Annotated in this window: 26 protein-coding genes; 20 read left to right on the top strand and 6 right to left on the bottom strand. The window is 65.7% G+C overall.

The window, feature by feature from the left end:
- Positions 1–9: 9 nt before the first annotated feature.
- From dgcB to BUC40_RS13830, 4 genes are all read right to left on the bottom strand, one after another.
- Positions 10–1,968, bottom strand: coding sequence for a dimethylglycine demethylation protein DgcB (dgcB, locus tag BUC40_RS13845; RefSeq protein WP_073266648.1), 1,959 nt, complete (start codon positions 1,966–1,968; stop codon positions 10–12).
- Between the two features lie 129 nt (positions 1,969–2,097).
- The gene (gene dgcA, locus BUC40_RS13840; protein ID WP_073266646.1) at positions 2,098–4,158 is read right to left on the bottom strand and encodes a dimethylglycine demethylation protein DgcA; all 2,061 of its coding nucleotides are present in this window, start codon (positions 4,156–4,158) and stop codon (positions 2,098–2,100) included.
- A gap of 84 nt (positions 4,159–4,242) precedes the next feature.
- The gene (locus tag BUC40_RS13835) at positions 4,243–4,773 is read right to left on the bottom strand and encodes a DUF5943 domain-containing protein (protein WP_073266644.1); all 531 of its coding nucleotides are present in this window, start codon (positions 4,771–4,773) and stop codon (positions 4,243–4,245) included.
- Positions 4,774–4,894: 121 nt separating this feature from the next.
- Positions 4,895–5,872: a dipeptidase gene (locus BUC40_RS13830; RefSeq protein WP_073266642.1), complete on the bottom strand. Its 978-nt coding sequence runs from the start codon at positions 5,870–5,872 to the stop codon at positions 4,895–4,897.
- A 426-nt stretch (positions 5,873–6,298) separates the two neighbouring features.
- Between BUC40_RS13830 and BUC40_RS22900 the strand changes: the two genes are divergently transcribed.
- From BUC40_RS22900 to BUC40_RS13800, 7 genes are all read left to right on the top strand, one after another.
- Complete coding sequence (locus BUC40_RS22900; protein ID WP_167369160.1) at positions 6,299–6,460, top strand: hypothetical protein; 162 nt, start codon at positions 6,299–6,301, stop codon at positions 6,458–6,460.
- A gap of 141 nt (positions 6,461–6,601) precedes the next feature.
- Positions 6,602–7,552 (top strand): SctD/MshK family protein, encoded by a 951-nt coding sequence (locus BUC40_RS13825; protein WP_073266640.1) that lies wholly within the window; start codon positions 6,602–6,604, stop codon positions 7,550–7,552.
- 185 nt (positions 7,553–7,737) lie between these two features.
- Positions 7,738–8,109, top strand: a complete 372-nt coding sequence (locus BUC40_RS13820) for a hypothetical protein (protein ID WP_073266638.1) — start codon at positions 7,738–7,740, stop codon at positions 8,107–8,109.
- Complete coding sequence (gene sctY, locus BUC40_RS13815) at positions 8,106–8,447, top strand: type III secretion apparatus assembly chaperone SctY (protein WP_073266636.1); 342 nt, start codon at positions 8,106–8,108, stop codon at positions 8,445–8,447. The genes BUC40_RS13820 and sctY overlap by 4 nt, the downstream gene beginning before the upstream one ends.
- Positions 8,444–10,582 (top strand): type III secretion system export apparatus subunit SctV, encoded by a 2,139-nt coding sequence (gene sctV / locus BUC40_RS13810; protein ID WP_073266634.1) that lies wholly within the window; start codon positions 8,444–8,446, stop codon positions 10,580–10,582. The genes sctY and sctV overlap by 4 nt, the downstream gene beginning before the upstream one ends.
- Complete coding sequence (locus tag BUC40_RS13805; protein WP_083593543.1) at positions 10,579–11,856, top strand: type II and III secretion system protein family protein; 1,278 nt, start codon at positions 10,579–10,581, stop codon at positions 11,854–11,856. The genes sctV and BUC40_RS13805 overlap by 4 nt, the downstream gene beginning before the upstream one ends.
- Before the next feature lie 14 nt (positions 11,857–11,870).
- Positions 11,871–12,266: a hypothetical protein gene (locus BUC40_RS13800; protein ID WP_244160650.1), complete on the top strand. Its 396-nt coding sequence runs from the start codon at positions 11,871–11,873 to the stop codon at positions 12,264–12,266.
- Positions 12,267–12,292: 26 nt separating this feature from the next.
- On the opposite strand, the gene BUC40_RS13795 is transcribed toward BUC40_RS13800, so the two are convergent.
- Positions 12,293–13,096 carry a tetratricopeptide repeat protein gene (locus BUC40_RS13795; RefSeq protein WP_244160649.1) on the bottom strand — a complete coding sequence of 268 codons (804 nt, stop codon included), beginning with the start codon at positions 13,094–13,096 and terminating at the stop codon, positions 12,293–12,295.
- A 108-nt stretch (positions 13,097–13,204) separates the two neighbouring features.
- On the opposite strand from BUC40_RS13795, the gene BUC40_RS13790 reads away from it, so the two are divergent.
- From BUC40_RS13790 to BUC40_RS13730, 13 genes are all read left to right on the top strand, one after another.
- Positions 13,205–13,834: a type III secretion protein gene (locus BUC40_RS13790; RefSeq protein ID WP_244160648.1), complete on the top strand. Its 630-nt coding sequence runs from the start codon at positions 13,205–13,207 to the stop codon at positions 13,832–13,834.
- Positions 13,835–13,858: 24 nt separating this feature from the next.
- On the top strand, positions 13,859–14,059 hold the full coding sequence (locus tag BUC40_RS13785; protein WP_073266630.1) for a hypothetical protein: 201 nt from the start codon (positions 13,859–13,861) through the stop codon (positions 14,057–14,059).
- 102 nt (positions 14,060–14,161) lie between these two features.
- Positions 14,162–14,482 (top strand): hypothetical protein, encoded by a 321-nt coding sequence (locus tag BUC40_RS13780; protein WP_425272939.1) that lies wholly within the window; start codon positions 14,162–14,164, stop codon positions 14,480–14,482.
- Between the two features lie 2 nt (positions 14,483–14,484).
- The gene (gene sctJ / locus BUC40_RS13775) at positions 14,485–15,264 is read left to right on the top strand and encodes a type III secretion system inner membrane ring lipoprotein SctJ (protein WP_073266628.1); all 780 of its coding nucleotides are present in this window, start codon (positions 14,485–14,487) and stop codon (positions 15,262–15,264) included.
- Positions 15,261–15,887: a hypothetical protein gene (locus BUC40_RS13770; RefSeq protein WP_083593537.1), complete on the top strand. Its 627-nt coding sequence runs from the start codon at positions 15,261–15,263 to the stop codon at positions 15,885–15,887. Before sctJ ends, BUC40_RS13770 begins: the two co-directional genes overlap by 4 nt.
- On the top strand, positions 15,884–16,483 hold the full coding sequence (sctL, locus tag BUC40_RS13765; protein WP_073266626.1) for a type III secretion system stator protein SctL: 600 nt from the start codon (positions 15,884–15,886) through the stop codon (positions 16,481–16,483). Before BUC40_RS13770 ends, sctL begins: the two co-directional genes overlap by 4 nt.
- Positions 16,464–17,786 (top strand): FliI/YscN family ATPase, encoded by a 1,323-nt coding sequence (locus BUC40_RS13760; RefSeq protein ID WP_073266624.1) that lies wholly within the window; start codon positions 16,464–16,466, stop codon positions 17,784–17,786. The genes sctL and BUC40_RS13760 overlap by 20 nt, the downstream gene beginning before the upstream one ends.
- Positions 17,783–18,253 carry a hypothetical protein gene (locus BUC40_RS13755; protein WP_073266622.1) on the top strand — a complete coding sequence of 157 codons (471 nt, stop codon included), beginning with the start codon at positions 17,783–17,785 and terminating at the stop codon, positions 18,251–18,253. The genes BUC40_RS13760 and BUC40_RS13755 overlap by 4 nt, the downstream gene beginning before the upstream one ends.
- Positions 18,250–19,254 (top strand): type III secretion system cytoplasmic ring protein SctQ, encoded by a 1,005-nt coding sequence (sctQ, locus tag BUC40_RS13750; protein ID WP_073266620.1) that lies wholly within the window; start codon positions 18,250–18,252, stop codon positions 19,252–19,254. Before BUC40_RS13755 ends, sctQ begins: the two co-directional genes overlap by 4 nt.
- On the top strand, positions 19,251–19,910 hold the full coding sequence (sctR, locus tag BUC40_RS13745) for a type III secretion system export apparatus subunit SctR (protein WP_073266618.1): 660 nt from the start codon (positions 19,251–19,253) through the stop codon (positions 19,908–19,910). Before sctQ ends, sctR begins: the two co-directional genes overlap by 4 nt.
- 3 nt (positions 19,911–19,913) lie before the next feature.
- Positions 19,914–20,183, top strand: a complete 270-nt coding sequence (locus BUC40_RS13740) for an EscS/YscS/HrcS family type III secretion system export apparatus protein (protein ID WP_042556779.1) — start codon at positions 19,914–19,916, stop codon at positions 20,181–20,183.
- 3 nt (positions 20,184–20,186) lie between these two features.
- Positions 20,187–21,005, top strand: coding sequence for a type III secretion system export apparatus subunit SctT (sctT, locus tag BUC40_RS13735; protein ID WP_073266616.1), 819 nt, complete (start codon positions 20,187–20,189; stop codon positions 21,003–21,005).
- On the top strand, positions 21,005–22,060 hold the full coding sequence (locus BUC40_RS13730; protein ID WP_073266614.1) for an EscU/YscU/HrcU family type III secretion system export apparatus switch protein: 1,056 nt from the start codon (positions 21,005–21,007) through the stop codon (positions 22,058–22,060). Before sctT ends, BUC40_RS13730 begins: the two co-directional genes overlap by 1 nt.
- A 100-nt stretch (positions 22,061–22,160) precedes the next feature.
- Here BUC40_RS13730 and BUC40_RS13725 read toward each other — a convergent pair whose 3' ends face one another.
- A complete protein-coding gene (locus BUC40_RS13725; protein WP_073266612.1) occupies positions 22,161–25,835 on the bottom strand; it encodes a hypothetical protein in 3,675 nt (1,224 codons plus the stop codon).
- Between the last annotated feature and the right edge of the window lie 229 nt (positions 25,836–26,064).

Here is a 26,064-nt window from a genome sequence, read left to right as displayed (position 1 = left end):
TATGAGCCATTACGCGACCTCCACGGCGGCGGACTGCGGTGCCTGGCGCTTTGGCGCTGCTTCGGCTTCGATCAGCACCTCGGCGACCAGCTCGGCGATGTCCTTGATCTGCGGGCGAGGTTCGACCACGCCTTCGAGCATCACGGTGCACTGCGGGCAGCCGACGGCGACCAGTTCGGCGCCGGTCTCCTTGATGTCTTCCATGCGCATGTCGGGAATTCGCTGCTTGCCGGGGATGTCGGTGATCGGCGCGCCACCGCCACCGCCGCAGCAGCGCGAGCGGAAGCCGGAACGTTCCATCTCCTTGACCTCGATGCCGATGGCCCTGAGCACTGCACGGGGCGCTTCGTACTCGCCGTTGTAGCGGCCCAGGTAGCACGGGTCGTGGTAAGTGACGGAGCCGCCCTTGTGTTGCCCGAGGTTCAAGGTGCCGCGCTGCATCAGGTTTTCGATAAAAGTGCTGTGGTGCATGACCTGGTAATGGCCGCCCAGCGCGCCGTACTCGTTTTTCAGCACGTGGAAACTGTGCGGGTCGCAAGAGACGATGGTCTTGAACTGGTACTTGTTCAGCGTGGCGATATTGCGCTTGGCCAACTGCTGGAAGGTTGCCTCATCGCCCAGGCGACGAGCCACGTCACCGCTGTCGCGTTCTTCCAGGCCGAGCACGGCGAAGTCGATGCCGGATGCCTTGAGGATCTTCACAAAGGCCCTCAGCGTTCTCTGATTGCGCATGTCGAAGGCGCCGTCACCGACCCAGAACAACACCTCGGCGCTGCCCTTGTCGGCCATCAACGGCAGGTTCAGGTCCGCTGCCCAGTTAAGGCGACCGCCCGGTGCGAAGCCGCCCGGGTTGTCGGTGGCAATGAGGTTTTCCAGCACCTCGGCGCCCTTGTTTGGCGTCGAGCCCTTTTCCAGCGTCAGGTGGCGGCGCATGTCGACGATGGCATCGACGTGCTCGATCATCATCGGGCACTCCTCGACGCAGGCGCGACAGGTGGTGCACGACCACAGGGTGTCGGCGTCGACCAGGGCCTTGCCTTGCAGCGAGACGATCGGCTGGTGCGGGCCACCGCTGTGTTCACCGAGCGGTTTGCCTGGGTAGGGTGAACCGGCGAACTTGGCGTCATTGCCACCGGCCAGGCCGATGACCATGTCCTGGATCAGCTTCTTGGGGTTCAGCGGCTGGCCGGCGGCAAAGGCCGGGCACATGGCCTCGCACTTGCCGCACTGCACGCAGGCGTCGAAGCCGAGCAGCTGGTTCCAGGTGAAGTCGGTGGGTTTTTCCACGCCCAGCGGGGCTTTCGGGTTGTCGAGGTCGAGGGCTTTCAGGCCGGTCGAGCGGCCGCCGCCGAAGCGTTCGGCACGGCGGTGCCAGGCGAGGTGCAGGGCGCCAGCGAAGGCGTGCTTCATCGGCCCGCCCCAGGTCATGCCGAAGAACAGCTCGGACACGCCCCAGGCCACGCCCACGCCAAGGATGGCCGCCAGCACCCAGCCGCCGAAGTCGGCCGGCAGAATGCCTGCGACCGGCAGGGTGGCGATGAAGAAGCTGGCGGCGAACATCAGCAGGCTTTTCGGTAGGCGCATCCACGGGCCTTTCGACAGCCGCGACGGCGGGTTCAGGCGGCGCTTGACGACGAACAGGGCGCCGGTGAACATCAGCACCGTGGCCGCCAGCAGCGCGAAGCCGAGGATGCGGTTGTGCAGGCCAAAACCGTGCACGGCGATGGCCAGCACGGCCGCCAGCACGAAGCCACCGGCGGTGGCCACGTGGGTCTTGGACATGTACTTGTCGCGCTCGACCACGTGGTGCAGGTCCACCAGATAGCGGCGCGGCATTTTCAGCAGGCCGCCGAGCCAATCGACCTGGGCCGGTCGGCCGCGGCGCCACATGAAGAAGCGCTTGGCCGCGCCAATGAGCGCAAGGGCCAGGGCGGCGAAAAGCAGGATGGGAAGAATGGTGTTCAGCATCGGTCTGTCCTCACCGGACGAGATGTCGTGGGAGCGGGCCAGACCCGCATTTGGGCGCAGCCTTGGCTACGTTGAGTCGCGGGCATGAACTAGGCGTCCCCGCCCGCTCCCACAAGGGCGTCGTTTCGATCAGAAGTCCTTGCACAGCCGCAGCGCGTCGTAGATCGCCGCGTGGGTGTTGCGCTGGGCCACGCAGTCGCCGATGCGGAACAGCAGGTAGCCGTCGCCCGTCTCGGAGAGGCATGGCTGCGGCTTGATCGCGAACAGCGCGTCGACGTCGATCTGGCCCTTGTTGCGCGAGCCTTCCTTGAGTGCGTAGTACAGCGATTCGTCCGGCCGCACGCCGTTCTCCACCACTACCTGGTCGACCACGCGTTCTTCCTTGGCGCCGGTGTATTCGTTCTCCAGCACCGCTACCAGCTTGTCGCCTTCGCGGTAGACCTTCTCCAGCATCAGGTCGCCGGTCATCACCACTTCTTTCGGATACATGCTGCGGTAGTAGGTGGGGAAGCTGGTGCCGCCGATGGCCACGCCCGGCTTGATGTCGTCGGTGACGATTTCCACCTGCGAGCCTTTGTCCGCCAGGTAGTCGGCGACCGACATGCCGGTGAATTCGCAGATGGTGTCGTACACCAGGACGTTCTTGCCCGGCTCGACCTTGCCCGAGAGCACGTCCCAGCTGCTTACGATCAGGCCTTCGTCAGCGCCCCAGTGCTCGTTCTGTTCGAGGAAGGGGTGGCCGCCGTTGGCCAGGACGATGATGTCCGGGCGCAGGTCGAGCAGCGTTGCCGCATCGGCCGCGGTGCCCAGGCGCAGGTCGACGCCCAGGCGAGCGATTTCCAGCTGGAACCAGCGGGTGATACCGGCGATCTGGTCGCGCTGCGGGGCCCGTGCGGCGATGCTGATCTGCCCGCCGAGGCTGTCCTGTTTCTCGAACAGGGTCACGTCGTGGCCACGTTCGGCTGCGACGCGAGCTGCTTCCATCCCGGCCGGGCCGCCGCCGACGATCACCACCTTGCGTTTGACGCCGGTGGTCTTCTCGATGATGTGCGGTACGCCCATGTATTCACGGCTGGTCGCGGCGTTCTGAATGCACAGCACGTCCAGGCCCTGGTACTGACGGTCGATGCAGTAGTTGGCACCGACGCACTGCTTGATCTGGTCGATCTGGCCCATCTTGATCTTGGCGATCAGGTGCGGGTCGGCCATGTGCGCGCGTGTCATGCCGACCATGTCGACATAGCCGCCTTCGAGAATCCGCGTGGCCTGGTTCGGGTCCTTGATGTTCTGCGCGTGCAGCACCGGCACCTTGACCACTTCCTTGATGCCGGCCGCCAGGTGCAGGAACGGCTCCGGGGGGAAGCTCATGTTCGGGATGACGTTGGCCAGGGTGTTGTGGGTGTCGCAGCCCGAGCCCACCACGCCAATGAAGTCGAGCATGCCGGTGGCGTCGTAGTAGGCGGCGATCTGCTTCATGTCCTCGTGGGACAGACCGTCCGGGTGGAACTCGTCACCGGTGATGCGCATGCCCACACAGAAGTCGTCGCCGACTTCCTTGCGCACCGCCTTGAGCACTTCCATGCCGAATTTCATGCGGCCTTCGAAGGTGCCGCCCCACTCATCGGTACGCTTGTTGACGCGCGGCGACCAGAACTGGTCGATCAAGTGCTGGTGCACAGCGGACAGTTCGACGCCGTCCAGGCCGCCTTCTTTCGCACGGCGCGCAGCCTGGGCGTAGTTGCCGATGATGCGCCAGATTTCCTCGATTTCGATGGTCTTGCAGGTGGCGCGGTGCACTGGCTCGCGGATGCCGGACGGCGACATCAGGGTCGGCCAGTGGAAACCGTCCCAGCGCGAGCGGCGGCCCATGTGGGTAATCTGGATCATGATCTTGGCGCCGTGCTTGTGCATGGCGTCAGCGAGATTCTGGAAGTGCGGGATTATGCGGTCGGCGGACAGGTTCACCGAGCTCCACCATTGCTGCGGGCTGTCGATGGCCACCACCGAGGAGCCGCCGCAGATGGCCAGGCCGATGCCGCCCTTGGCCTTCTCTTCGTAGTACTTCACGTAGCGCTCGGTGGTCATGCCGCCGTCGGTGGCATAGACCTCTGCATGCGCGGTGGAGAGCACACGGTTACGGATGGTCAGTTTGCCGATCTGGATCGGCTGAAACATTGCTTCGAAGGCCATGACCTTCTCCTCGAATCGGCGTCTGCACTGCGTTCACGGTCAACGCGGGGTGGAGCGCCTAGCGAGTGGCGCTCCTGTTGTTATTCAGAGCGGGCGAGTCACGAACAGGCCATCGTCGTGGCCTTCTTCGGAACCGCCGTATTCCTGCACGGTGACGGTACGCAGGCTGCTGCCCTTGGCCGACAGGATCTGGTCGATGGCACCGGAGAACCAGCCGGTGAACATGTAATCCACCTTGCGGCCGACCTTGCCGTACACGTACACGAAGGCCGAGTGCTTGAGCTTCACTTCCGCGTAGCCGGCGTCGATGTCCAGCTTCTGGATCTCGAACAGGCCCCAGCCGCGTTGCGACAGGCGCTTCATGTAGTGCTCGAACACCGCGGCGCCTTCAAGGCCATGGCATTCGGCTTCCTTCTCGCACCAGTGCCAGGCGGACTTGTAGCCGGCCTTGTAGAGAATTTCGGCGTACTTGTCGGCGCCGAGCACTTCCTCGATGCCACGGTGGTTGTTGACGAAGAAGTGCCGCGGCACGTACAGCATCGGCAGGGCGTCGGTGGTCCATACGCCGGTTTCGTCGTCGACCTGGATGGGCATTTCGGGGGCGTGGGTGGCCATGTATGAAAACTCCTGAGTTTGAACCGTAGGAGCGGCTTTAGCCGCGAGCTTCAAGGCACGTCGTCCCTTGGGGACGGATCGCGGCTGAAGCCGCTCCTACAAGAATTGGATTGGGAGAGGCTTATTCGCCCCAGACGTCTTTCAGTACCCTTACCCAGTTCTCGCCCATGATCTTGCGCACCACGCTCTCGGAATGGCCGCGTTTGAGCAGGGTTTCGGTGAGGTTGGGGAACTCGCCGACGGTACGGATACCCAGCGGGTTGATGATCTTGCCGAAGCTGGTCAGGCGCCGGGCGTAACCCTTGTCGTGGGTCAGGTACTCGAAGAAGTCCTGGCCATGGCCCTGGGTGAAGTCGGTGCCGATGCCGATGGCGTCTTCACCGACGATGTTCATCACGTACTCGATGGCTTCGGCGTAGTCGTCGATGGTCGAATCGATGCCCTTGGCCAGGAACGGGGCGAACATGGTCACGCCGACGAAGCCGCCGTGGTCGGCGATGAATTTCAGCTCTTCATCGGACTTGTTGCGCGGGTGCTCTTTCAGGCCGGAAGGCAGGCAGTGCGAATAGGTGACCGGCTTCTTGGATTCGAGGATGACTTCCTCGCTGGTCTTGCTGCCGACGTGGGACAGGTCGCACATGATGCCCACGCGGTTCATCTCGGCGACGATCTCGCGACCGAAGCCGGACAGGCCGCCGTCACGTTCGTAGCAGCCGGTGCCGACCAGGTTCTGGGTGTTGTAGCACATCTGCACGATGCCCACGCCAAGCTGCTTGAAGATCTCCACATAGCCGATCTGGTCCTCGAACGCATGGGCGTTCTGGAAGCCGAAAAGGATGCCGGTCTTGCCCAGCTCCTTGGCCTTGCGGATGTCGGCGGTGGTACGTACCGGCATCACCAGGTCGCTGTTCTCGCGAATCAGCTTCTGGCTGGCGGCGATACTGTTGACGGTGGCCTGGAAACCTTCCCATACCGACACGGTGCAGTTGGCGGCGGTCAGGCCGCCCTTGCGCATGTCTTCGAAGAGTTCACGGTTCCATTTGGCGATGATCAGACCGTCGATGACGATACTGTCGGCGTGTAATTCGGCTGGGCTCATCAGGCGACTCCCCTTGATTGGTTGCACCAGATTCGCTGCTGGCGCTTTGTGGGCAGCATATGCCTCACCGCCCTGGCGACCCGATGCAAAAACGACGAGGGGATTGCCGAAAGCGTCAAGGCGAGGTCGTGATCGGATAAGGCCGCATGTGCCTGTGGCCACGCAGGCCCGGGCCTGCGTGGCCATGCCTGGCGCAACCTGCTGCCAGGTGCGACCAGGCGCCGGGGCGCATCGGCCAGCGTCGTAGGCAGGTCGTTAAGCGATCCTCAACAAGCTTTAACAACCTTTAACAACATCGTCCGACAATCGCTCTCTAGTCTTCGAGTCGTTGCAGGAAAGCCCGCTCGACGAGGTGGCTTTCCTGAAACCGGTGATCACCGGTGGTGATGCCGCTCATTACCCTTTAGATATTTTCGGAGATATCCCATGGCTGAGACTCCTCCAGTAAGCAGCGGCGGCGCAGACGCTGCCATCGACAAGATGTCCGCGGTGTTCGATATGGCGATCGAGAAATCCGCCAAGATCACCGAGATCACCACGGCCAAGAAAGCCGAGCTTGACGCGACCAAACAGCGTCCGCAGAACTGACCCAGGTTGCAGGCGGTGCCTGGCGCCGCCTGCAACCTGTGTCTGCGCCGTTATCGGCACCTTTTCCATCGAGTGCGTGGTCTGGCCGTTCTGGTCGCATACGTCGCTCGATAGCGTGATCCCTGAGCCCCGGTGAGTCCTATGACTGCGATAGCCTCGAGTTCCGCCTCGCTTAACAGCGGCGATCTACCTCGGCTGGAGGTCACCGCCGGCATCCATCGCGGTGTATCGCTGCCGCTGGATGAAGCGGTGTACTGCATCGGCAGTGGCGCTGCAGCCAACCTGATGCTGCGTGATGCGGGGGTGGCGGAGCGTCACCTGACCCTACGTCTGAGTGCCCGCCACGTTAGCGTCGAGGCCACCGGCGGTGACGTGCGGGTAATCCGCAACGGGCGTGAAACCGCCATCGCACGCGGGCACGGCTATCGTGGCCGACTGCCTGTGGATATCCGCATCGGCACGGCGACCATGCGTCTGGCCATGCCCCAGGCTGGCCAGGCGGCCAACCCGGTGTGGTACGGCAAAACGCAATGGGCGATTGCCGCATTGTTCATGTTCATCTGCGCCGGCGCCCTGGCGGTGCTGCGCGACGGGCCGATGCACAGCACCGAGCCGGAGTCGCTGCAGCGCCTGACTCTCGCCGAGGAGCAGCCTGCAGAGGCGCCCCCGGCGGCGTCGCTGCAAATGGCCCGCGCCGATCTGGCCAGCCAGGCCGGGGCCGCCGGGTTGAACGATCTCAAGCTCGACGCCAGCGCCGGCCAGGTCCACGTCAGTGGCACCTTGCAGCCGGGTCAGCAGCAGGACTGGCTTGCCCTGCAACAGTATTTCGACGGTCGTTACGGACGCCAGTACGTACTGCGTGGCGATGTCAGCGTGCGTGAAAGCGCCCCTCGGCCGCGGGTCAATTTCCAGGCCGTGTGGTTCGGCGACAACCCTTACGTGATCAATGCGTCGGGTGCCCGCTTGTATCCCGGCGCTCCGCTGGAAGGCGGCTGGAAGCTCGAGCGTATCGAGGACGGCCAGGTGGTGCTGGCACTGGGCGACGAGCGCTTCGCACTGACGCTGGGGCCTTCGCCAGTGCCTGAGGGTTAGGGTGTGCTCCTCTTCCAGCACCGTCGCGCCAAAACGGGCCCGGCCCTTCGGGTTGCGCGGGAAACCTCGCCATGCGTTGTTGGAGGACTTGGCAAGGGAATAACCATTACCGGCGTCCTCCGCCTAGCCTGGCGAGATTTCTCGCGGCAACGCGTCGCGTGCTGGAATAGGAGCACACCCTCAGCATGAAGATCGATTCACGCGCTCCGCTGGCGCCGTCGGATGCTGCCGCCGACGTTCGCGCTCGCCCGAGTGAGCGGTTCCCTGCTTCGCCCACCGCGCCACCCGCCGTTCGCCAGCCCAGCCTGCCGCGCACACTGCCATTGCCAACGGTGCAGGACGATCTGCACGCCCTGGAGCTGACCGCAGGCGTCGAACCCGGGGTGTTCGCAGGCTCGCGCCCGGCGGAAATTCTCGAAGACATCCTCGAGCGCATCCTGCCGTCGCTGCCGCTCGACGGTGAAACCCGGGCCCTGGCCATGAGCTTGGTGCGCGAAGAACTCGACACCCGCCAGGCACTGGATCGCCAGCGTGTCGAAACCGAGGTGGAGCCATGATGCTGCGCGACGACCACGATGCCGCCAAGCTGCTCCAGGGCCTGGGCGATCTCTATCTGCGGGTTGGCCAGGGGCCGCGCGCACTGGTGCTGCTGTTGCTGGCCGTGCAGCTCAATCCCGATGATCCGCGGTTGCTGGCGCGCCTGGCGGCCGCCTTTACCGCCAATGGCGATGGACAACGGGCCTTGCAGACCTTGGATTGTCTGCACGGGTTGCAGGGCGAATCGGCGGCCTGGCTGCTGCTGCGCAGCCGGGCGCTGTGGAGCGCCGGCCAGCACGGCGAGGCGCGTGCCTGCTTTGCCCGCTACCGGGTTCTGCGCCAGGAGCGTGAAGCATGATGGGGCGCCTGAGCGCCCTGGCGGGCATGGCGGCGCAACGCACCGAGGTGGTGGTGGTCGCCTTCATGATGATGGCCATCGTGATGATGATCATCCCGCTGCCGACCTATCTGGTCGACACCCTGATCGGCATCAGCATCGCCCTGAGCATCCTGGTACTGATCGTCGCCTTCTACATTCGCAAGCCGCTGGAGCTGTCCGCGCTGCCGGCGCTGATTCTGCTCAGCACGCTGTTCCGCCTGGCCCTGTCGATCAGCACCACGCGGCTGATCCTGCTGCACGGCGATGCGGGGCATATCATCGAGGCCTTCGGCAAATTCGTCATCGCCGGCGAAGTGGTGGTCGGCCTGGTGATCTTCCTGATCATCACCGTGGCGCAGTTCGTGGTCATCACCAAGGGCGCCGAGCGGGTCGCCGAGGTGGCGGCGCGCTTCAGCCTGGACGCCATGCCCGGCAAGCAGATGAGCATCGACAACGACCTGCGCAACGGCGACATCGATGCCAACGAAGCGCGCCGCAGGCGCTCCGATCTGCAGCGGGAGAGCCAACTGTTCGGCGCGATGGACGGCTCGATGAAGTTCGTCAAGGGCGATGCCATCGCCGGCCTGGTGATCCTTTTCGTCAACCTGATCGGCGGCCTGCTGATCGGCATGCTGTCGCGCGGCATGTCGTTCGCCGATGCCGGCCACACCTACTCGCTGCTCACCGTGGGTGACGGGCTGATCGCGCAGATCCCGGCGCTGCTGATCGCGGTGGCCGCCGGCACCGTGGTGACCCGGGTCAACAACGAGGCCGAGCAGGTCGACCTGGGCACCGAGATCATTCGCCAGATGGGCAACAGCCAGCGTGCCCTGACGCTGACCGCGCTGATTCTCGCCGCCGTGGCGTTAATTCCCGGTTTCCCGGCGCCGGTGTTTCTCGGCCTGTCGGCTGTGCTGGGGTTGTGCGCCTGGATGCTGCGCCGCCGCCAGCAGCGCGAGGCGCAAGCCGAGGTCGCGACTGCCGAGGTGGTCGAGGAGGCGGCCGTCGACGCCGAGCCCCAGCAGCAGGAGGACGCCCCGGCCGCTGCCGCGGACACCCGGGTACTGCTGTCGATCGGCCCGGGGCTGGCCGAAGCGGTGCCGCTGCAACCCTTCAAGCAACGCCTCGAGGTGCTCTGCCACGACCTCCACAACGAGCTGGGTATCGAGTTTCCGATGCCTTCGGTGGTCGTCGACATGGCCGGCTCGACCGCTGGCTACCGTGTCGAGCTGGAAGGCGTGCCGGTCGATCAGGGCGAACTGAACCCTGCTCAGGTGCTGCTCAAGGACGACCCCGTGCACCTGCAACTGCTCGACATCACCGGCGAGGAACGCGCATCACCCCTGGGCAGCCGCCCCGGCCTGTGGATCGCCAGCGAACACCAGGCCGAGCTGAGCGATGCGGGGATCGTCTACCTGCGCCCCGATGAAATCCTGCGCGATGTGCTGGCGCGGGTGCTGCGTCGTTATGCCGGCGACTTTCTCGGTATCCAGGAAACCCGCCAGTTGCTGGCGCACCTGGAGGAAAGCCATGGCGAACTGGTAAAGGAAGCGCTGCGGGCCGTGCCCCTGCAGCGCATCGCCGACGCCCTGCGGCGTCTGGTCGCCGAGGGCGTGTCGATCCGCAACCGGCGGGCGCTGCTCGAGGCGATGGTCGAGTGGGGCGGCCGCGAGGGTGATGTCGGGCGCTTCAGCGACCACCTGCGTAGCGCCCTGGCGCGGCAGATCAGCCACCAGCATGCCGATGCGCAGCGGGTGATCGCGGCCTTCGTGCTGGGCTCGGCCCTGGAGGCGCAGCTGCTGGAAGCGGCGCGTCAGCAGGATACCGGGCGCGGTGAGATCCGCGCCCGGGAAGCCACCCGTGGCCTGCTCAAGGCGCTGCGCCAGGAATGCGCGCAATTACCCGAACAGGTCAAACCGACCCTGGTGGTGCACCCGGAGCTACGCCGCCGGATCCTGCGCCTGTGCATTCGTGACGAACTGGAGATGGCCGTGCTGTCCTTTACCGAACTGGCCCCGGAATACAGCCTGCAGGCGATCAAGGTGATCGGCGCGCCGAGCACTGCGCGGGCGGAAAAGAGCCAACCTGCTCCCGCACTGGCAGGTGCGACATGATCCGCCTGCTCGCATTGACGCTGTGCTGCCTGCCGTTGCTGGCCATGGCCCAGTCCCCGCTGGGGGGCGATATCAGCCTGGGCACCGGCGAGGGGCGGATCATGCGCTTCAGCGACCCGGTGGATGCGGTGATGATCGCCGAGCCCGGTGTGGCCGACCTGCAGGTGGTGTCGCCCGGGGTCATCTACCTGTTTGGCAAGCGCCCGGGGCACACCACCCTGGTGGCCCTGGGCAGTGACGAGCGAGAAATCGCCTCTCTGCAGATCAGCGTCGGCAGCAACGGCCGGCCGATCACCAGTGCGCTGCGCAGCCGCCACCCGCAGAGCGGCACCGAGGTTCAGGGCGTCGGCAACCGCCTGGCGGCCCGTGGCCAGGTCAGTAACGTCGCCGAGGCGCTGGACCTCAATGCCCTGCTCGATCCCACCGGGCAGGACTGGCAGGGGGCGGTGAACACCGCGACGTACGCCGGCTCTGCCCAGGTGAACATCCGCGTGCGCTTCGCCGAGGTGTCTCGCGAGGAGCTGCTGCGCTACGGCGTCAGCTGGAATGCGCTGTTCAACAACGGCACCTTCTCGTTCGGCCTGCTCACCGGCGGCAACCTGGCGGCGGAGGCCGCTGCCGGCGGCTCCAACCTGATCGGCGTGGGCCTGGACAGTGGCAACTTCAATATCGACAGCGTGCTCGAGGCGCTGCAGAGCAATGGCGTGCTGGAGATCCTCGCTGAGCCGAACATCACTGCCATGACCGGTGAGACGGCGAGCTTCCTGGCGGGCGGCGAAGTGCCGGTACCGGTACCGGTGAACAGCGACCTGGTGGGCGTCGAATACAAATCCTACGGGGTGTCGCTGCTGTTCAGCCCGACCGTGTTGCCGGGCGACCGCATCGGCCTGCAGGTGCGCCCGGAAGTCAGCAGCCTGATGGGCGGCAGCACCCTGGAAGTCTCCGGGTTCCGCGTGCCGTCGTTCCGCGTGCGCCGCGCCGACACCCGCGTCGAGGTTGGTAGTGGGCAGACCTTTGCAATTGCCGGCCTGTTCCAGCGAGAGAATTCACGGGATCTGGAAAAGGTCCCGCTGCTGGGCGACATGCCGGTGCTCGGCAACCTGTTCCGCTCCAAGCGCTTTCAGCAGAACGAGACCGAGCTGGTGATCCTCATCACCCCCTATCTGGTCGAGCCGGTGCAGACCCAGGCCATGCTCACGCCGCTCGACAAAAGCCTGGGCGCCCGTGCCGATGGCCCGGCGCGTAGCAGCTCCTTCGGGTTCCACCTGCAATGAACGGGAGTGCCGTGATGACTCGTCTGGGCCTGCTGTCCACCTGCCTGCTGCTGGGCGCCTGCCAGACCGAGTTGCGGGCGCCAGACTATTCCCCTGGTTACCAGACCATCGTCGACGGTAATGGCCAGACGTTGCTGGTGCCGGATGCCTGCCGTCGCGTCACGGATGAGGGCCAGCCAGTCGACGAGCGTGAGCTGCTACCTCTGCCGCCTGGCTGCGCCAACAACGCCAATCTGCTGCAGATGGTCGAGCGCCGTGGTGATCTGCTGCGTGGCCGGCAGACCGGGCCGACCCTGGCCGCGCCGGTGGGCCGCGCGGCGCAGTCGTACCTGGAAGGTTTCGAGGCCGACGAGAAGCGCCGCCGTCGTCAGGAGCAGGCCGCGCAGAGCGATACCGGAGGCGGGCAATGAGCCTCGCCATCACCCGGCAGCAGGTTCTACTGCCCCGCGCTGAGCCCCAGGGCCCTGGCGCGTTCGGCGGGGTCGCGGATGGCGGCGATACGCTGCGCCTCGGCGATCAGCGCCTGGCGCTGGGTGGCGCTGGTGTCGTCGAGCTGCACGCTGGCCGGTTTGCCCTGCGCGCCCGCCAATACCTGAACCAACAGCGCGTTGCGTTGATGGCGCAACTGCGCGGTGGGCGCACGGTCGATGCCGGCGATCTCGCGCAGGGCATTGCCCGTGTCGCCGTTGAGCGCATAGGCCAGGGCCAGGTTGCTGCGCGCATCGAGGTCATCGGGGGCCAGCCGGCGTGCCGTGGCGAAGGCGTTCTGCATGGCCGTGACATTGCCCAGCTGCGCCTCGGCGGCGCCCAGGCGAGCAAAGGCCTGGGCATCGTTGGGCAATTGCCGGGCGGCACTTTCCAGCAGCGGCTGGGCGCGCTCCGGGTAGCCCAGGCGCAGCTGCGCGGTGCCCAGGCCGAGCAGGCCCAGCGGGTTGTCCGGCTCCAGCGCGACGGCCTTCTGGTAGGCCGGCTCGGCGCCCTGGATGTTGCCGCTCTCCAGTCGCGCATGGCCCAGCCGCTGCCAGGCTTCGAAGCCCGCCCCCGGTTGCTCCGCAGCCCTCTGGTAGAGCGTCGCGGCGGTGCCGCGGTCACCGCGCGATTCGACATCGCCGGCCAGTTTCATCAGCCGCTGGTAGGCCTCATCGCCGGCTGGTGCGGGCGTGCTCGGCGAGTGGTTACTGCAGGCGCCCAGCAGGGCAAGGCTGGCAAGCAGGATGCAACGGGTGGAAATCGACGGCAAGGGCGGTGCTCCTGGGTTGGTTCGGCACGTGCACGGCATTCTATAGAGCCAGCTTCAGGGGGATCTGTGAAGGGGCTGCGAAATCTTGTGATTGTTGCCGGGCGGCGGTTGTTTCATCGACCTGCCTGCGCCGATAGTGGCTCCATCGGGCGTTGCCTGGCGCTGGCCGTGCTGTTGTTGGCGGGCAGTGCGGGTACGGCCCACGCCGAGGTAACGCCGCCATGGTTCGATCAGCCTTACGACTATGTGGTGATCAACCAGGACCTGCGCAGCACTCTGGAGGCCTTCGGGCGCAACCTTGGCCTGCCGATGGCGATTTCCAATCGGGTCAAGGGCCGCGCCCAGAGCAACCTGCGTGCGGCTAGTGCCGGCGAGTTTCTCGACGCCTTGTGCGGTAACGGCGGCCTGACCTGGTTTTTCGACGGCAACATGCTGCATGTGAACAGTGAGGAAGAAATCGAGATTCGCCAGTTCGAACCCAGCGGCTTTCAGCTCGACGAGCTGCAGACCGCGTTGGACGAGCTGGGTGTAGCAGGCAAGCACCTGTCGCTGCGCAGCAGCTTTCACGGTGACGGCATGCTGATTTCCGGGCCGCCGCCCTACATGGCGCTGGTTCAGCAACGTATCGATCAACTGCAGAGCCCGGTGGTCGCCGAGCCCGAAGTGGTTCGCGAGCGAGGCGTGCGGGTGTTCCGCGGCAGTGCCGGCATCCAGGTGGTCAAGGATACGGACGAATAAACCTCAGACGACAGGAGAGAACCCATGGCAGTCACCCAGGTAGATGGCAACACCAGCCCCCAGAACACCCCTGAAGCCGAATTCGACCAGGCGCTGGAAAACGCCCAGGGGGACGCGATGACCGAAGACATGATCACCCAGGCGATCATCCTCGGTGGCCAGTTCATCGTCATGCCGCGGGCCCAGGAGATTCTCAAGGAAGCCACCGCGGACGACGAAGAATAACCACGGGGATTGGCCATGACAGTCAGTGCAGCAGTCGCCACGGCGACCCCGGCGGCCGCCGGGCAGGATGTCGCCCAGGTGTCGCAGAACCTGTTCGAGCATATGGCCAGCCAGGCCAAGGGCATGCCCCAGGGCGCGAGCCCGAATCAGATCGGCGAAAACCTCATGGAGCGGCTCAACGGTTTCATCGACCGCTCCAAGGGTTTTTCCGACAGTGCCGCGGTGGAGCGCACGCCTTACATCAGCAGTGCGCAGGTGGACAAGGGCGCCGGGGTCGAGCCGGGCAAGGTCAACGAGCAGCAGATCGACCGCCTGGTCGGCTCACTCAGCCGGGTATTTGACTACTCCATCGAGACCCAGATGGTGGTACGTGGCGCCACGCAGATTTCCGGCTCCGCCAACACCCTGCTAAGGGGCCAGTGAGTATGCGTGGGCATCCTTTGCGGTGGTTCGCGCTGTTGCTGATGATGCTGTTGCTGCAGGCCTGCGACGGCATGGTGCTGTACAGCAACCTCAGCGAGCGTGAAGCCAACAGCATGGTCGCCGCCCTGCTGCGCGAGGGCATCGCCGCCCAGCGCCAGGTGCAGGAGGATGGCCGCATTACCGTCAGCGTGCCCCAGGAGCGATTGTCCGAGGCCGTCGCCCTGCTCGACGAAGCCGGCCTGCCGCAGCAGCAGTTTTCCAATATGGGCGAGGTATTCAAGAACAACGGCCTGGTGTCCTCGCCGGTGCAGGAGCGGGCGCAGATGGTCTATGCGCTCAGCGAAGAACTGTCGCACACCGTGTCGCAGATCGATGGCGTGCTTTCGGCGCGGGTGCACGTGGTGCTGCCCGACAACGACCTGCTCAAGCGGGTGATCTCGCCATCATCGGCATCGGTGCTGATTCGTTACGAAGCCGATACCGACATCGACCAGTTGATTCCACAGATCAAGACCCTGGTTGCCAACAGTATTTCCGGGCTCAACTACGACGGTGTATCGGTCACCGCGATCAAGGCCGCAGCGCGCAACCGGCGTGACGATGCACGGCCGCCGCTGAGCTCCTTTCTCGGCGTGTGGATGCTCGACGAGAGCGTGTCGCGGGCACGCACCCTGTTTTTCGGCGGCTTGTTGCTGCTGCTCGGCATGGCCGGCGCCCTGGGCTGGTTACTGTGGCGCGAGCGCCAGGGGCAGGGCACCTACGTGTTGAGGGAAAGCGAGTGAGCCAGGGGGTGCGCGAGGCCTTGCGCCTGCTGCTGGCCCGGCCGATGGCATTCGTCGCCCGTGATTGCCTGGAGGCCGCGTTGCTCGGTGCGCTACCCCGTGACCGGGTGCTCGAACTGATCGAGCAGCAGCGCTTTGAAGCCCGTCTTGGCGAGCTGCTGGTTTCCTACTACGGGTTGCAGCCGTTGAGCGACGTCGGCGAGGTGGCAGATGACGACCTGCCGGTGCTGCTCCTGCCGCCGCCAGCCTTTAGCCGACTGGTCAGCGCCTGTGGTGCCTGCCGGCATGCCGTCGCCCTGGCCCGGGAAATTCGCGGCCCGCTGGTGCAGCAGCTGCGCGAGCGCTTGGGCGATGCCACCTACGACCTTGCCATTGGCTGGCGCGAAACCCCGGCCGGCACACCCATGTTGATGACCGGCGATGCCTTGCTGGCTGCCATCGAGGCGGACGGCCAGCGCTGCCTGGAGGCCTGGCTGGCGGCCCAGCCGCCGGCCCTGCAGGGCTGGTTGCGCCTGCGCTTCGGTTTGGCCGAGCCTCTCTCGAACGGCAGTGCCGATGACGTCCAACTGGTGCGCCAGGTCGCCCTCGCCATCAATCACCCTGCCGAGCGAGGCGCTGCATGAGTACGCTGCCAGGCAAGCCGGGCCAGCGCATCCTGCGCGCCGAGGAGGCGGCGCAGTGGCTCGACGGCTACGACTTTATGCAGGCCGCCCGCGAGGAGGCCGAGCGCACCCAGGCGGCCTTGCAGCAATTGCGTGACCAGGCGCGCGACGAGGGCCTCGCGGCCGGTCTCGCCGAAGGACAACGCGAGGCGGCGCAGTTGCTGGCGCGCACGTCGCAGCAGGTCGATGACTACCTGGCCGGCCTCGAAGCGCAGATGGCCGACCTGGCGTTGGGCATCGCCCGGCAGGTGATCGGCGAGCTGGACGACGCCACCCGTCTGGCGCGGTGCACGCGCCAGGCACTGGGTGCCTTTCGCCACGCCCAGCGGCTGCGCCTGCAGGTGCGGCCGGATCAGCTCGACGCCGTGCGCGAGCAACTGAGCGACCTCGGCGAGCGCCTCGACGTGGAGGCCGATGACGGTCTCGCTGCCGGTCATGCACGGTTGAGCAGCCCCCAGGCCAGCGTCGAACTGGATCTGCATACCCAGCTTCAAGGGCTGCGCCAGGCACTGTTGCCCGGCAGTCTGGAGGGCGGCGATGAACGCCCCTCTGCGTGACCTGCTGCCGACCCTCAGCGCGCGCCTGGCCGATGCCCAGCCGCGGCCGTTACGCGGGCGCATTCGCAGCATCCGCGGCACGCTGATCCAGGCCAGCGTGCCGAATGTCGGCATCGGCGAATTGTGTCGGCTCAGCGACCCGGCCAGCGGGCGGGTGCTCACCGCCGAGGTGGTAGGGTTCGATGGCGATGAGGCGATTCTCTCGCCCGTCGGTTCCCTGGAGGGGCTGTCGACCCGTACCGAAATCGTCGCCACTGGCGAGAGCCAGAGCGTGCTGGTCGGCGATGCCTTGCTGGGGCGGGTGATCGGCCCCCTGGGCGACGTGCTCGATGGCGGTGCGCCGGTCAGCGGGTTGCAGCGCTACCCGCTGCAGGCCGAGCCGCCTGCACCCTTTTCCCGGCAGATCGTCGCCCAGCCGATGCCACTGGGCATCCGCGCCATCGACGGCCTGCTCACCGTGGCGCGCGGGCAGCGCATGGGCATTTTTGGCGAGCCCGGGGTGGGCAAGTCGTCGTTGCTGGCCAGCATCGTGCGGCGCAGCGAAGCCCAGGTAATCGTCATCGGCCTGATCGGCGAGCGCGGCCGCGAGGTGCGTGAGCTGCTCGACGTCCACCTGGGCGCGGAGGCGCGAGCGCGTACCGTGGCCGTGGTCGCCACCTCGGATCGCCCGGCCACCGAGCGGGTCAAGGCAGCGCTGGTGGCCACCGCCCACGCCGAATACCACCGCGATCAGGGCCGCCATGTGCTCTTGCTGCTCGACAGCCTGACCCGCTTCGCCCGCGCCCAGCGCGAGATCGGCCTGGCCATCGGCGAGCCGCCGACCCGCCGCGGTTATCCACCGTCGCTGTTTTCTGCCCTGCCACGCTTGCTGGAACGCTCGGGGCCGGCGTCCACCGGCAGCATCACGGCGCTGTATACGGTGCTTACCGAGGGCGATGCGTCCCTCGACCCGGTGGCCGAGGAAGTACGCTCGATCCTCGACGGGCACCTGGTGCTCAGCGCCGAGCTGGCCCAGCGCAACCATTTCCCGGCCATCGACGTACTGCAGAGCCGTAGTCGCCTGATGGATCGCGTGGTCGAGCCCGAACAGCGGCAACTGGCCGGCCACCTGCGCGCCCTGATGGCGCGGTATGCCGACATCGAGCTGCTGCTGCGCACCGGCGACTACGTGGCCGGCAGCGATCCATTGGCCGACGAGGCAATCGCCCGTCAGGACGCCATCGAACAGTTCCTGCGTCAGGATGCCGCCGAGCCCAGTGGCTTCGACGACACCCTGCGTGCGCTGCGCAAGGTGCTCGGGTGAGCGCCGTCGAGCAGCTGGACGCGCTGCGCCGCCTGCGTGTGCGCCGCGCCGAAGCACAGCTGGCCGGTTGGCAGGTGCGCTGCCAGCAGGCTGCCGCCGAACTGCAGTGCGCCCAGGCGCGGGTCAGCGAGGCCCTGGCGCTGCTCGACGGCGAGGCCGGGCAACTGCAGGCCCTGCTCACCGCGGGGGCGCTGCCGGTGGGGCAGTACCGCAACGCACTGGAGCTGCTCGACGCACTCGAAGCGCAACGCAGCCACCTGGCGCAGCAGGCCGGCGAAGCCTCCCGCCAGCTGGCCGAGGTGCAGGCCGGCCGTGACCAGGCCCAACAGTTCTGGCTGCGTCGGCAGTTGCAGTGCGAGGCGCTGGAGCCCTTGCTGCAACAGCATGTGCGCCGCCAGCAGCGCTCTGCCGAGGCCCGCGAGGAAAGCCTGGCTGAAGACCGTCCCCATGGAGCCCTGCATCGATGAACTGTTGCCAATCGCTGCCCGCGCCGGTGTTGCCCCTGTTGCCGTCACTCGATGTCACCAGGCAGGCGCTGCTCAATCGGCTGCTGCGCCGGCGCCAGCCCTGGCAGGGCCAGATCGCGGGTGTGCAGCTCGAGGTAGTCATCGGCGGTCCGCCTCAGCCCGACGCCGCCTGCGTCGTGCCGGGGCGTCTGGGCACGGCCGCGCTGCACCTGCACCTGGGTGCCGACTTGCTCGAGCGGTTGCTGGCATCGCTGGCGCTGCAGCGCGACTTTCAGGGCCTGCCGCCGGCGTTGCAGAGCGTGCTGCTGGAAAAGGCGCTGCTGCCCTGGATCGAACCGCTCGAAGCCGCCCTGGGCCAACCGCTGAGCCTGGACGCCGATTCGCAGCCCGGTGACTTCATGCTCAATCTGCAACTGAGTGCAGACGGTGCGCCGTTGGGCACGCTTACCCTGCAACTGAGCCATGCCGCCGCGCAAGGCGTCGCCGATCTGCTGGAGCGCTACCTGCCGGTGGCGCGTCATCCGCTGCCGACCTTGCAGCTGGGCCTGCACCTTCAGCGCGGCTGGCAGACCCTGAGCCTGGGCGAGCTGCGCAGCCTGCGGCCGGGCGACGTGCTGATGCTCGACTGCCCGGCGGCTGCCGACGGCCTGCTGGTGCTCGCGGGCGGCCACCGACAGGCCCGTTTCAAACGCCAGCAATCCGGCTTGCAACTGCTCGAAGCCCTGCAACCGATCAACCCGACGATGGAGAACGCCATGGGGCAAGACGCCGATGATGCGCAACTGGACGATGTGCCGCTGACCGTGGTCTGCCAGATCGGCAGCCTGGAGCTGCCGCTGGGGCAGCTACGCGAGCTGGGCGAGGGCAGCGTGCTGGCATTGCCCGACGCTGATGTTCAGCAGGTCGAGCTGCTGGTAAATGGCCGCTGCGTAGGGCGCGGCGAGCTGGTCGCCATTGGCGATGGGCTGGGGGTGCGCCTGACCCGGTTCGCCAGCCTATGACGGATTACCAACCTAACCTGCTGGAAATCATCCTGGTCGTCACCACGATCGGCTTGGTTCCCCTGGCGGTGGTGACCCTGACCGGCTTTCTGAAAATCTCCGTGGTGCTGTTCCTGATCCGCAATGCCCTGGGCGTGCAGCAGACGCCGCCGAACCTGGTGCTCTACGGCATCGCCCTGATCCTCGCGGTGTACGTGACCACGCCGCTGATCGGCGAGATGTACCGCGAGGTGGAGGGCCGCTCGATCAGTCTGCAGAACGCCGAGGAGTTGCGCGAGTTGGGCGATGCCCTGCATGCGCCCTTGCAGACCCACCTGTCACGCTTCGCCAACCCGTCCGAGCGCGCCTTCTTCGTGCAGGCCACCGAGACCGTGTGGTCCGAGGAGGCCCGCGCCGACCTGCGCGACGACGATCTGGTGGTGCTGATTCCGGCGTTCGTCAGTTCCGAGCTGACCCGTGCCTTCGAGATCGGCTTTCTGCTCTACATTCCCTTCCTGGTGATCGACCTGCTGGTGGCCAACGTGCTGATGGCCATGGGCATGATGATGGTGTCGCCGACGCTGATCTCGATTCCCCTGAAGATCTTTCTGTTCGTCGCCGTCAGCGGCTGGTCACGGCTGATGCACGGCCTGATTCTCAGCTATGGGGCAGGGTGAAGCATGGGCCAGGACGTATTTCTGTCGTTGATGAAACAGGCACTGATGACCGTGCTGTTGCTCAGCGCCCCGGCACTGGGCGTGGCCATTCTCATCGGTCTCGGTGTCGGCCTGCTGCAGGCGCTTACCCAGATCCAGGACCAGACCCTGCCGCAAGCCGTGAAGCTGGTGGCGGTGCTGCTGGTATTGGTGCTGATCGGCCCGCTGCTGGCCACCCAGGTGGCGGCGCTGGCAAGCCATGTGCTGGACAATTTCCCTGCCTGGACGCGCTAGGGCATGGATGCCGATATCGGTCTGGGCATCGCCGAGATCGCGTATCCGGTGATCTCGGCGGCGGCCCTGGCGGTCTGCCGGGCGCTCGGCCTGGTGTTCATCACCCCGGCCTTCAATCGCCTGGGGCTGACCGGGATGATCCGCAGCTGCGTGGCCGTGGCGATCTCCGCGCCGATGTTCCTGCCGGCGTTCTCGGCGCTGACCGCCCTGGAAGACTACGGCAGCTTTTTCCTGGCCGGGCTGATGGTCAAGGAATTCCTCATCGGGGTGACCGTGGGCCTGCTGTTCGGCATTCCGTTCTGGGCTGCCGAAGTGGCCGGCGAGCTGGTCGACCTGCAGCGTGGCTCGACCATGGCGCAACTGGTCGACCCCTCCGGGGCCGGTGAGGCCGGGGTCACCGCGACCCTGCTCAGCGTCACCCTGATCACTCTGTTCTTCATGTCCGGCGGCTTCATCCTGATGGTCGACGGTTTCTACCACAGCTACCAGCTATGGCCGGTTACCGCCTTTACCCCGGTGATCGCCAGTGCTGCGCTGGAGGCGGTGCTGGCGATTCTCGACCAGGTGATGCGCATCGGCGTGCTGATGGTGGCACCGCTGATCATCGCCCTGCTGGTGGCGGACATGATGCTCGCCTACCTGTCGCGCATGGCGCCGCAGATGAATATCTTCGACCTCTCGCTATCGATAAAGAACCTGATCTTCACCTTTCTGATGGTGCTCTACTGCGGCTTCCTGATCCCGCTGATGCTCGAGCAACTGGCGGAATTTCGCGGCACCGTCGAGGTGCTCAAGACGCTGTCCGGCGCGGGTGAGCCCTGATGGCCGGCAACAGCGGCAGCGAGGAGAAATCCCAGCCGGCTTCCGACAAGAAGCTGCGCGAGGCGCGGCAGAAAGGCCAGGTCTCGAAAAGCCAGGACATGGTCTCGGCGGTGGTGTTGCTCGGCTGCTCGGTGTGCATCGCCTTTCTCGCCGGCGTCGCCGAATCACGGGTGCGCGGCCTGCTCGACCTGGCGGCGACCATCTACGTGGAGCCCTTTGCTACGGTCTGGCCGCGTCTGCTGGAAAGTGCCCAGCAAGTGTTGTTGCGCACCGCCTTGCCGATCCTCGGGGTGACGGTGGTCTGCGTGATCCTCACCAACATCGTGACCATGCGCGGGGTGTTGTTTTCCGGCGAACCGATCAAGCCGGAATTCTCGCGCATCAACCCGGTGGAAGGGGCCAAGCGCATTTTTTCCATGCGCAATTTCATCGAGTTCCTCAAGAGCCTGATCAAGGTGGTGGTGCTGTCGGTGGCCTTCTACGTGGTGGGGCGCATCGCCTTGCAGGCGCTGATGGAATCCTCGCGTTGCGGCGCCGGCTGCATCGAGTCGGTGTTCTTCGTGCTGCTCAAGCCGCTGCTCGTCACGGTGCTGCTTACCTACCTGCTCATCGGCGGCGTCGATGTGCTGCTGCAGCGCTGGCTGTTCCAGCGTGAAATGCGCATGACCCGCAGCGAGCAGAAGCGCGAGCGCAAGGACATGGACGGCGATCCGCTGATCAAGCGCGAACGCCAGCGCCAGCGCCGCGAGATGCAGGCCTTGAGCAGCCGCAAGGTCGGCATCGCCCATGCCACCTTGATGATCGGCGGCGAAGACGGCTGGCTGGTCGGCGTACGCTACGTGCGTGGCGAAACCCCGGTACCGGTGCTGGTGTGCATGGCCATCGGTGAGGACGCCAAAGCACTGCTGGCGCAGTCGGCGAGCCTGGGGGTACCCCGTAGCCCGGACGCCAGGCTGGCGGCCGAGATTGCCAAGCGGGCGGTGAAGGGCGAGCCGATTCCGGCCAATACCTTCCAGCCGGTGGCCGATGCGCTGGTCGCCGCGCGGCTGATCTGAACCAGGTTCCTGGGGGAACCCCGCTATCGGCCGGGGCCGGCGGTCAGCCCTGTGCAGATGGCCACGCCCGTAACTGGCGCATGACCATCGACTGGCGCGTCTAGCTCGTCTCCCAGGTCGTGGTGGTGGCCTTAGGCAGGTCCGGCGAGGACTCGTCCTTCGGCGTGAACGAGCCATAGCCACTGACGTAGATATGCTCGTTGCCCTCGTCGTCGACGAAGGTGTATTCGTGGCCGGAGGCCCAGGAGAAGCCGCCGGTTCTTTCGTTGGCGCCGTCACCCAGGTAGTCGAGGTGGGTGTCGTCCTTGCCTTGCCATTCGGCCTGGCGGAAATCGAAGACGCTGCGATTATCCGGGGTGTCGCGCTGGCGGTAGTCCGACAGGTAGGTCTGCAGCCAGACATAGTTGTCCGCGCCGTGTTCCTGCAGCAGCCCGTCGTTCTCGAACTGCTTGATCTGCTCCCATTTCTCCAGGGAGACCTTGTGCAGCTTGTGGGATTTGATGGTGCCCAGAATCGCCCCGATGAAGCCTAGGCCGGCGGAAATCAGGAAGCCCACCGGCCCGGCGGCGGCAATGATGCGCCCTGCCGAGCCGCCGATGATGCCCCAGGCACCATTGACGCTGGCCACACCGGCCGCCACACCGCTCAAGCCACCGAATACCCCGAGAAAGCCAGAGGCCGTCTGCAGCGAGTCGCCGTTCTTGAGGCCGTCGCGGATGCCGAAGGCGCCCAGCACGATGCCGGTCACCGCGCCAGCCAGGTCGGCAGAGGAGCCGATGAACCGCGATACCGAGCCGGCGATACGGTGCCCCGTGCTGGCATCGGAGATGCGGTACTTGGTGTTGCCGGCGCCGTCCAGGTAGCCGCGCTTGAAGGCGTCGGCATCGAAGTTGGCGTAGTGGTCGCGGTTGGCGACGTTGGGAACCTTGTTCGGGTTGTCCGTCTCGTAGTCGGGGCCGGCAATCACCTGGGTGACGCCGCCTCTCTCGTCGTGAACGTATACGGATGGTATGTCGCTGATAAAGCCCTGGCCGGCCAGGTGCTTGGCCAGGTTGGCATCCACATTGACACCGGGTGGCGCCACCGGTGGCAGCTTGCCCCACATTTCCGGAATGCTTTTGCTGAGCCCCAGATGCTCGTACACCTTGGTGTTGAGGATGGTGTCGTAGGTCTTCGAACCGAGGGTGAGGAAATTGTTGGAAAAGCTGGCGAAGGTGATGAAGTCAGCGGCGATGGCCAACCGGCCTTCCGGGGTGCTGGCCAGGTTGCCCGGATTGCCGTGCAGCTGGTAGATGCCACGGGCCAGGCCGAAGATGCCGGACACCGAGCCGAGGGTGCCGGTGTCCTTCATGGTGGTGAACATCTTGGTCAGGTTGTCCCGCTCGGTCGAGGACAGCGAGCGGAAGGCATTGTTCTCGGCGTTGAATGCGCGCTGGATATCGGTATCGGTGACCACACCGTTACGCATGTAGGTATCACCCAGTTCTGCGTAGATCTTGCTGAACGCCGCCGCATCGTTCTTGTTCAGCGCGAACTTCTGGATGGTCGTTTCCCAGCTGCTGATCAGGTGCGAGGGAATATCGGGGATGGCCCTGGCCGCCCGCAGCCAGTAGTTGGTGGTGTCGATCGCCGCCAGCGAGCTGTTGTCCTCGCTGATCTGGCTGGGGTCGGCCATGATCGCATCGAGGTCCATGATCATGGTGTCGCGACTCAGGTCGCCGAGAAACTGCTCGGCCGCCTGCGGGTCGATCTGCGCCACGTTGAGGTAGGTCTGCTGGATTTCCAGCTGCGCCAGTTCGCTCTTGCCATCGGCTTCCAATGCCTTGATGTAGGTACGGAACGCCTCGGAGTTGGCGCTGCTTTTCAGTCTTTCCTCGACTTCGGCGATTTTCTCCGGCCCGCCAACCACCTTGTCCCTGGCTTCCATGTCGAAGCGCGCGAGGTCGGCCGCGACCGTCTCGTTGCTGGTCAGTTCGGCCAGGGTTTCGTCGATGGCCTGGACATCGAATATCTCTTCGCGCACATCGCGGCTGGTGACGTCGATGGGGTCGCTGGCATCGGCCTTGTAGCCGCGGCCGTGTTCGGGAATGATCGACATGCCGTTCTCGGCCATGCTCTTGGCTTCCAGGGCGCGCAGGAAGCGCGCGCGTGGATCATCGGCGGCAATGCTGCCGTCTTTGACGCCCTCGCGGTAGGCCTGGATCATGCGTTGCAGGGCCAGTTCCTGCACGTTCAGGGTTTGCCCGTCCTCGTTTTTTTCGCTGGTAGGCAGCTCGTTGATGCTGACCTCCGCGAGCGGCGGCAGGTTGTGTTCCCTGCGCAGTGCGTCGAGGTCATTGATCTGCAGGGTGACTTCGTCACGATGCCCGGACACCTGGGCGAACAACTCCGGGTTGATCGCTTCGCTGACGATCAGTTTTTCTTCCTCGCCGCCGGGTTTGCGATAGGTGAAGGCAATCAGGCCGGGGCCGTACTCGCCAACGCCACCCATGCTGGCGATGTCTTCGGTGGACGGCAGGTAGTGATCAGCACCTGCCAGGCGGTAACCATCCCCCTCGGCTCGGGCGATGCCGGCGAGCACCGCGGCCGACTGGGCATAGGCCTTGAACGCGTTCGGCGCCATGGCTTCGATGGCCACCACCTTCCTGCCGTCCTTGAGGGTAATGACCTGCACGCCGCCCTCGCTGAAGGCATGCACGTTGTCGATCTCGGCCAGGGCAACGGGCTCGTTGGCGTCGCTGGCCAGGATGTCACCGTTCTTGATGGCATTGACCAGGGCGTCATGGGCGACGGTGCCTTCGGTCTGTTTCAATGCCGTGAGCAGATCGTAGAGCCGCGAGCCGCGCAGCTCCAGGCTGGGCGACTTGTCATTGGCGCCCGCCAGGCCGATACGCACCCCCTCGGGCAGCTGCATTTCCGTCTCGCTGGCGTCGCCGGGCGCGAGCAGGTAGGCCTGCCCGTCGTAGCGGAAATGGATAAGCCCGGTTTGCTTGTCGATGCTCTCGACCTTCAGCTTGTCGATGTCATAGTCCGCTGGCAGCGATTCCACGATCTCGTAGCCCTGCTGCCCGCCAGCGGCGATCTGGCCGCGCACCTCGCTGAGGTACTGCAGTTGCTGATGAGCCTGGGGATTCAACTGGGCAGAGATGATGTAGCGCTGGCCGTCGCTGGTCTCGACGCGGGTCAGGCCGTCGCCCAGGGTTTCGATGGCCCGGTAGGCCGTGCTGCTCATCGGCAGTGTCTGCTGGGCGCCGAGCAGGGCGTGACCGTCGTTCTTGTGGGCCAGCACCTTCTCCATGTGCAGCAGGCGTTTGAAGGTGTCGGGGGTGCGGCTCTGGGTGACGACCCACTGGTTGGCGCCGAACTGGTAGGTGATGACGCCGCTCTCGGCATTGCGGGTGTCGATACTGGTGATGTGCTCGTAATAGGAAAGGGTATCGTTGTTGTCGACCGCCAGGGTATAGCCGTCTGCCTGGGCGGCGAGGGTGTGGTGATCCTCCACCACACGCTGGTAGAGCGCCGGTGTACTGGAGCGGTAAACGATGACCTGCTCGCCGGCGCGGGTGACATAGCGCACGGTATCGGCCGCCACCTGCCCAGGCGCCTCGATGCGCTCGTACTCCTCGAGGCGAGGCGGCGCTTGCTCCGGCTTGGCCTGGCGGTAGCCATCGGCCGGTTTGCTGGACAATAGCCGGGAGTGCTTCAGAACCTGGTCGAAGGAGGCGCCGCTAGCCGGCTGCGTAGGGAGGCGATCGCCCTGGTGAATGGTGGTCATCGTTTGCTCCGCTTGTCGTCAACGCGTCATGCAAAACGCACAGAGGGGTGGGTTTTGCAGAGGTTATGACAAACGCTGCAGCGCTCCGCTTATGTGCTGCGGATTTTCACCACAATTCGCACTTGCAAGGCGCCGTGTCAGTGATCACGAGCTGCCTGTGCGTGACTGGCAGGCTTTCAGGCTGGAGGCTGTCAGGATCTGTCGTGGCGGCCGCCTTCCGGCCACGATG

It is taken from the genome of Phytopseudomonas punonensis (genome assembly GCF_900142655.1).
GTDB lineage: Bacteria > Pseudomonadota > Gammaproteobacteria > Pseudomonadales > Pseudomonadaceae > Aquipseudomonas > Aquipseudomonas punonensis.
This window is presented reverse-complemented; position numbering and strand designations above follow the sequence as displayed.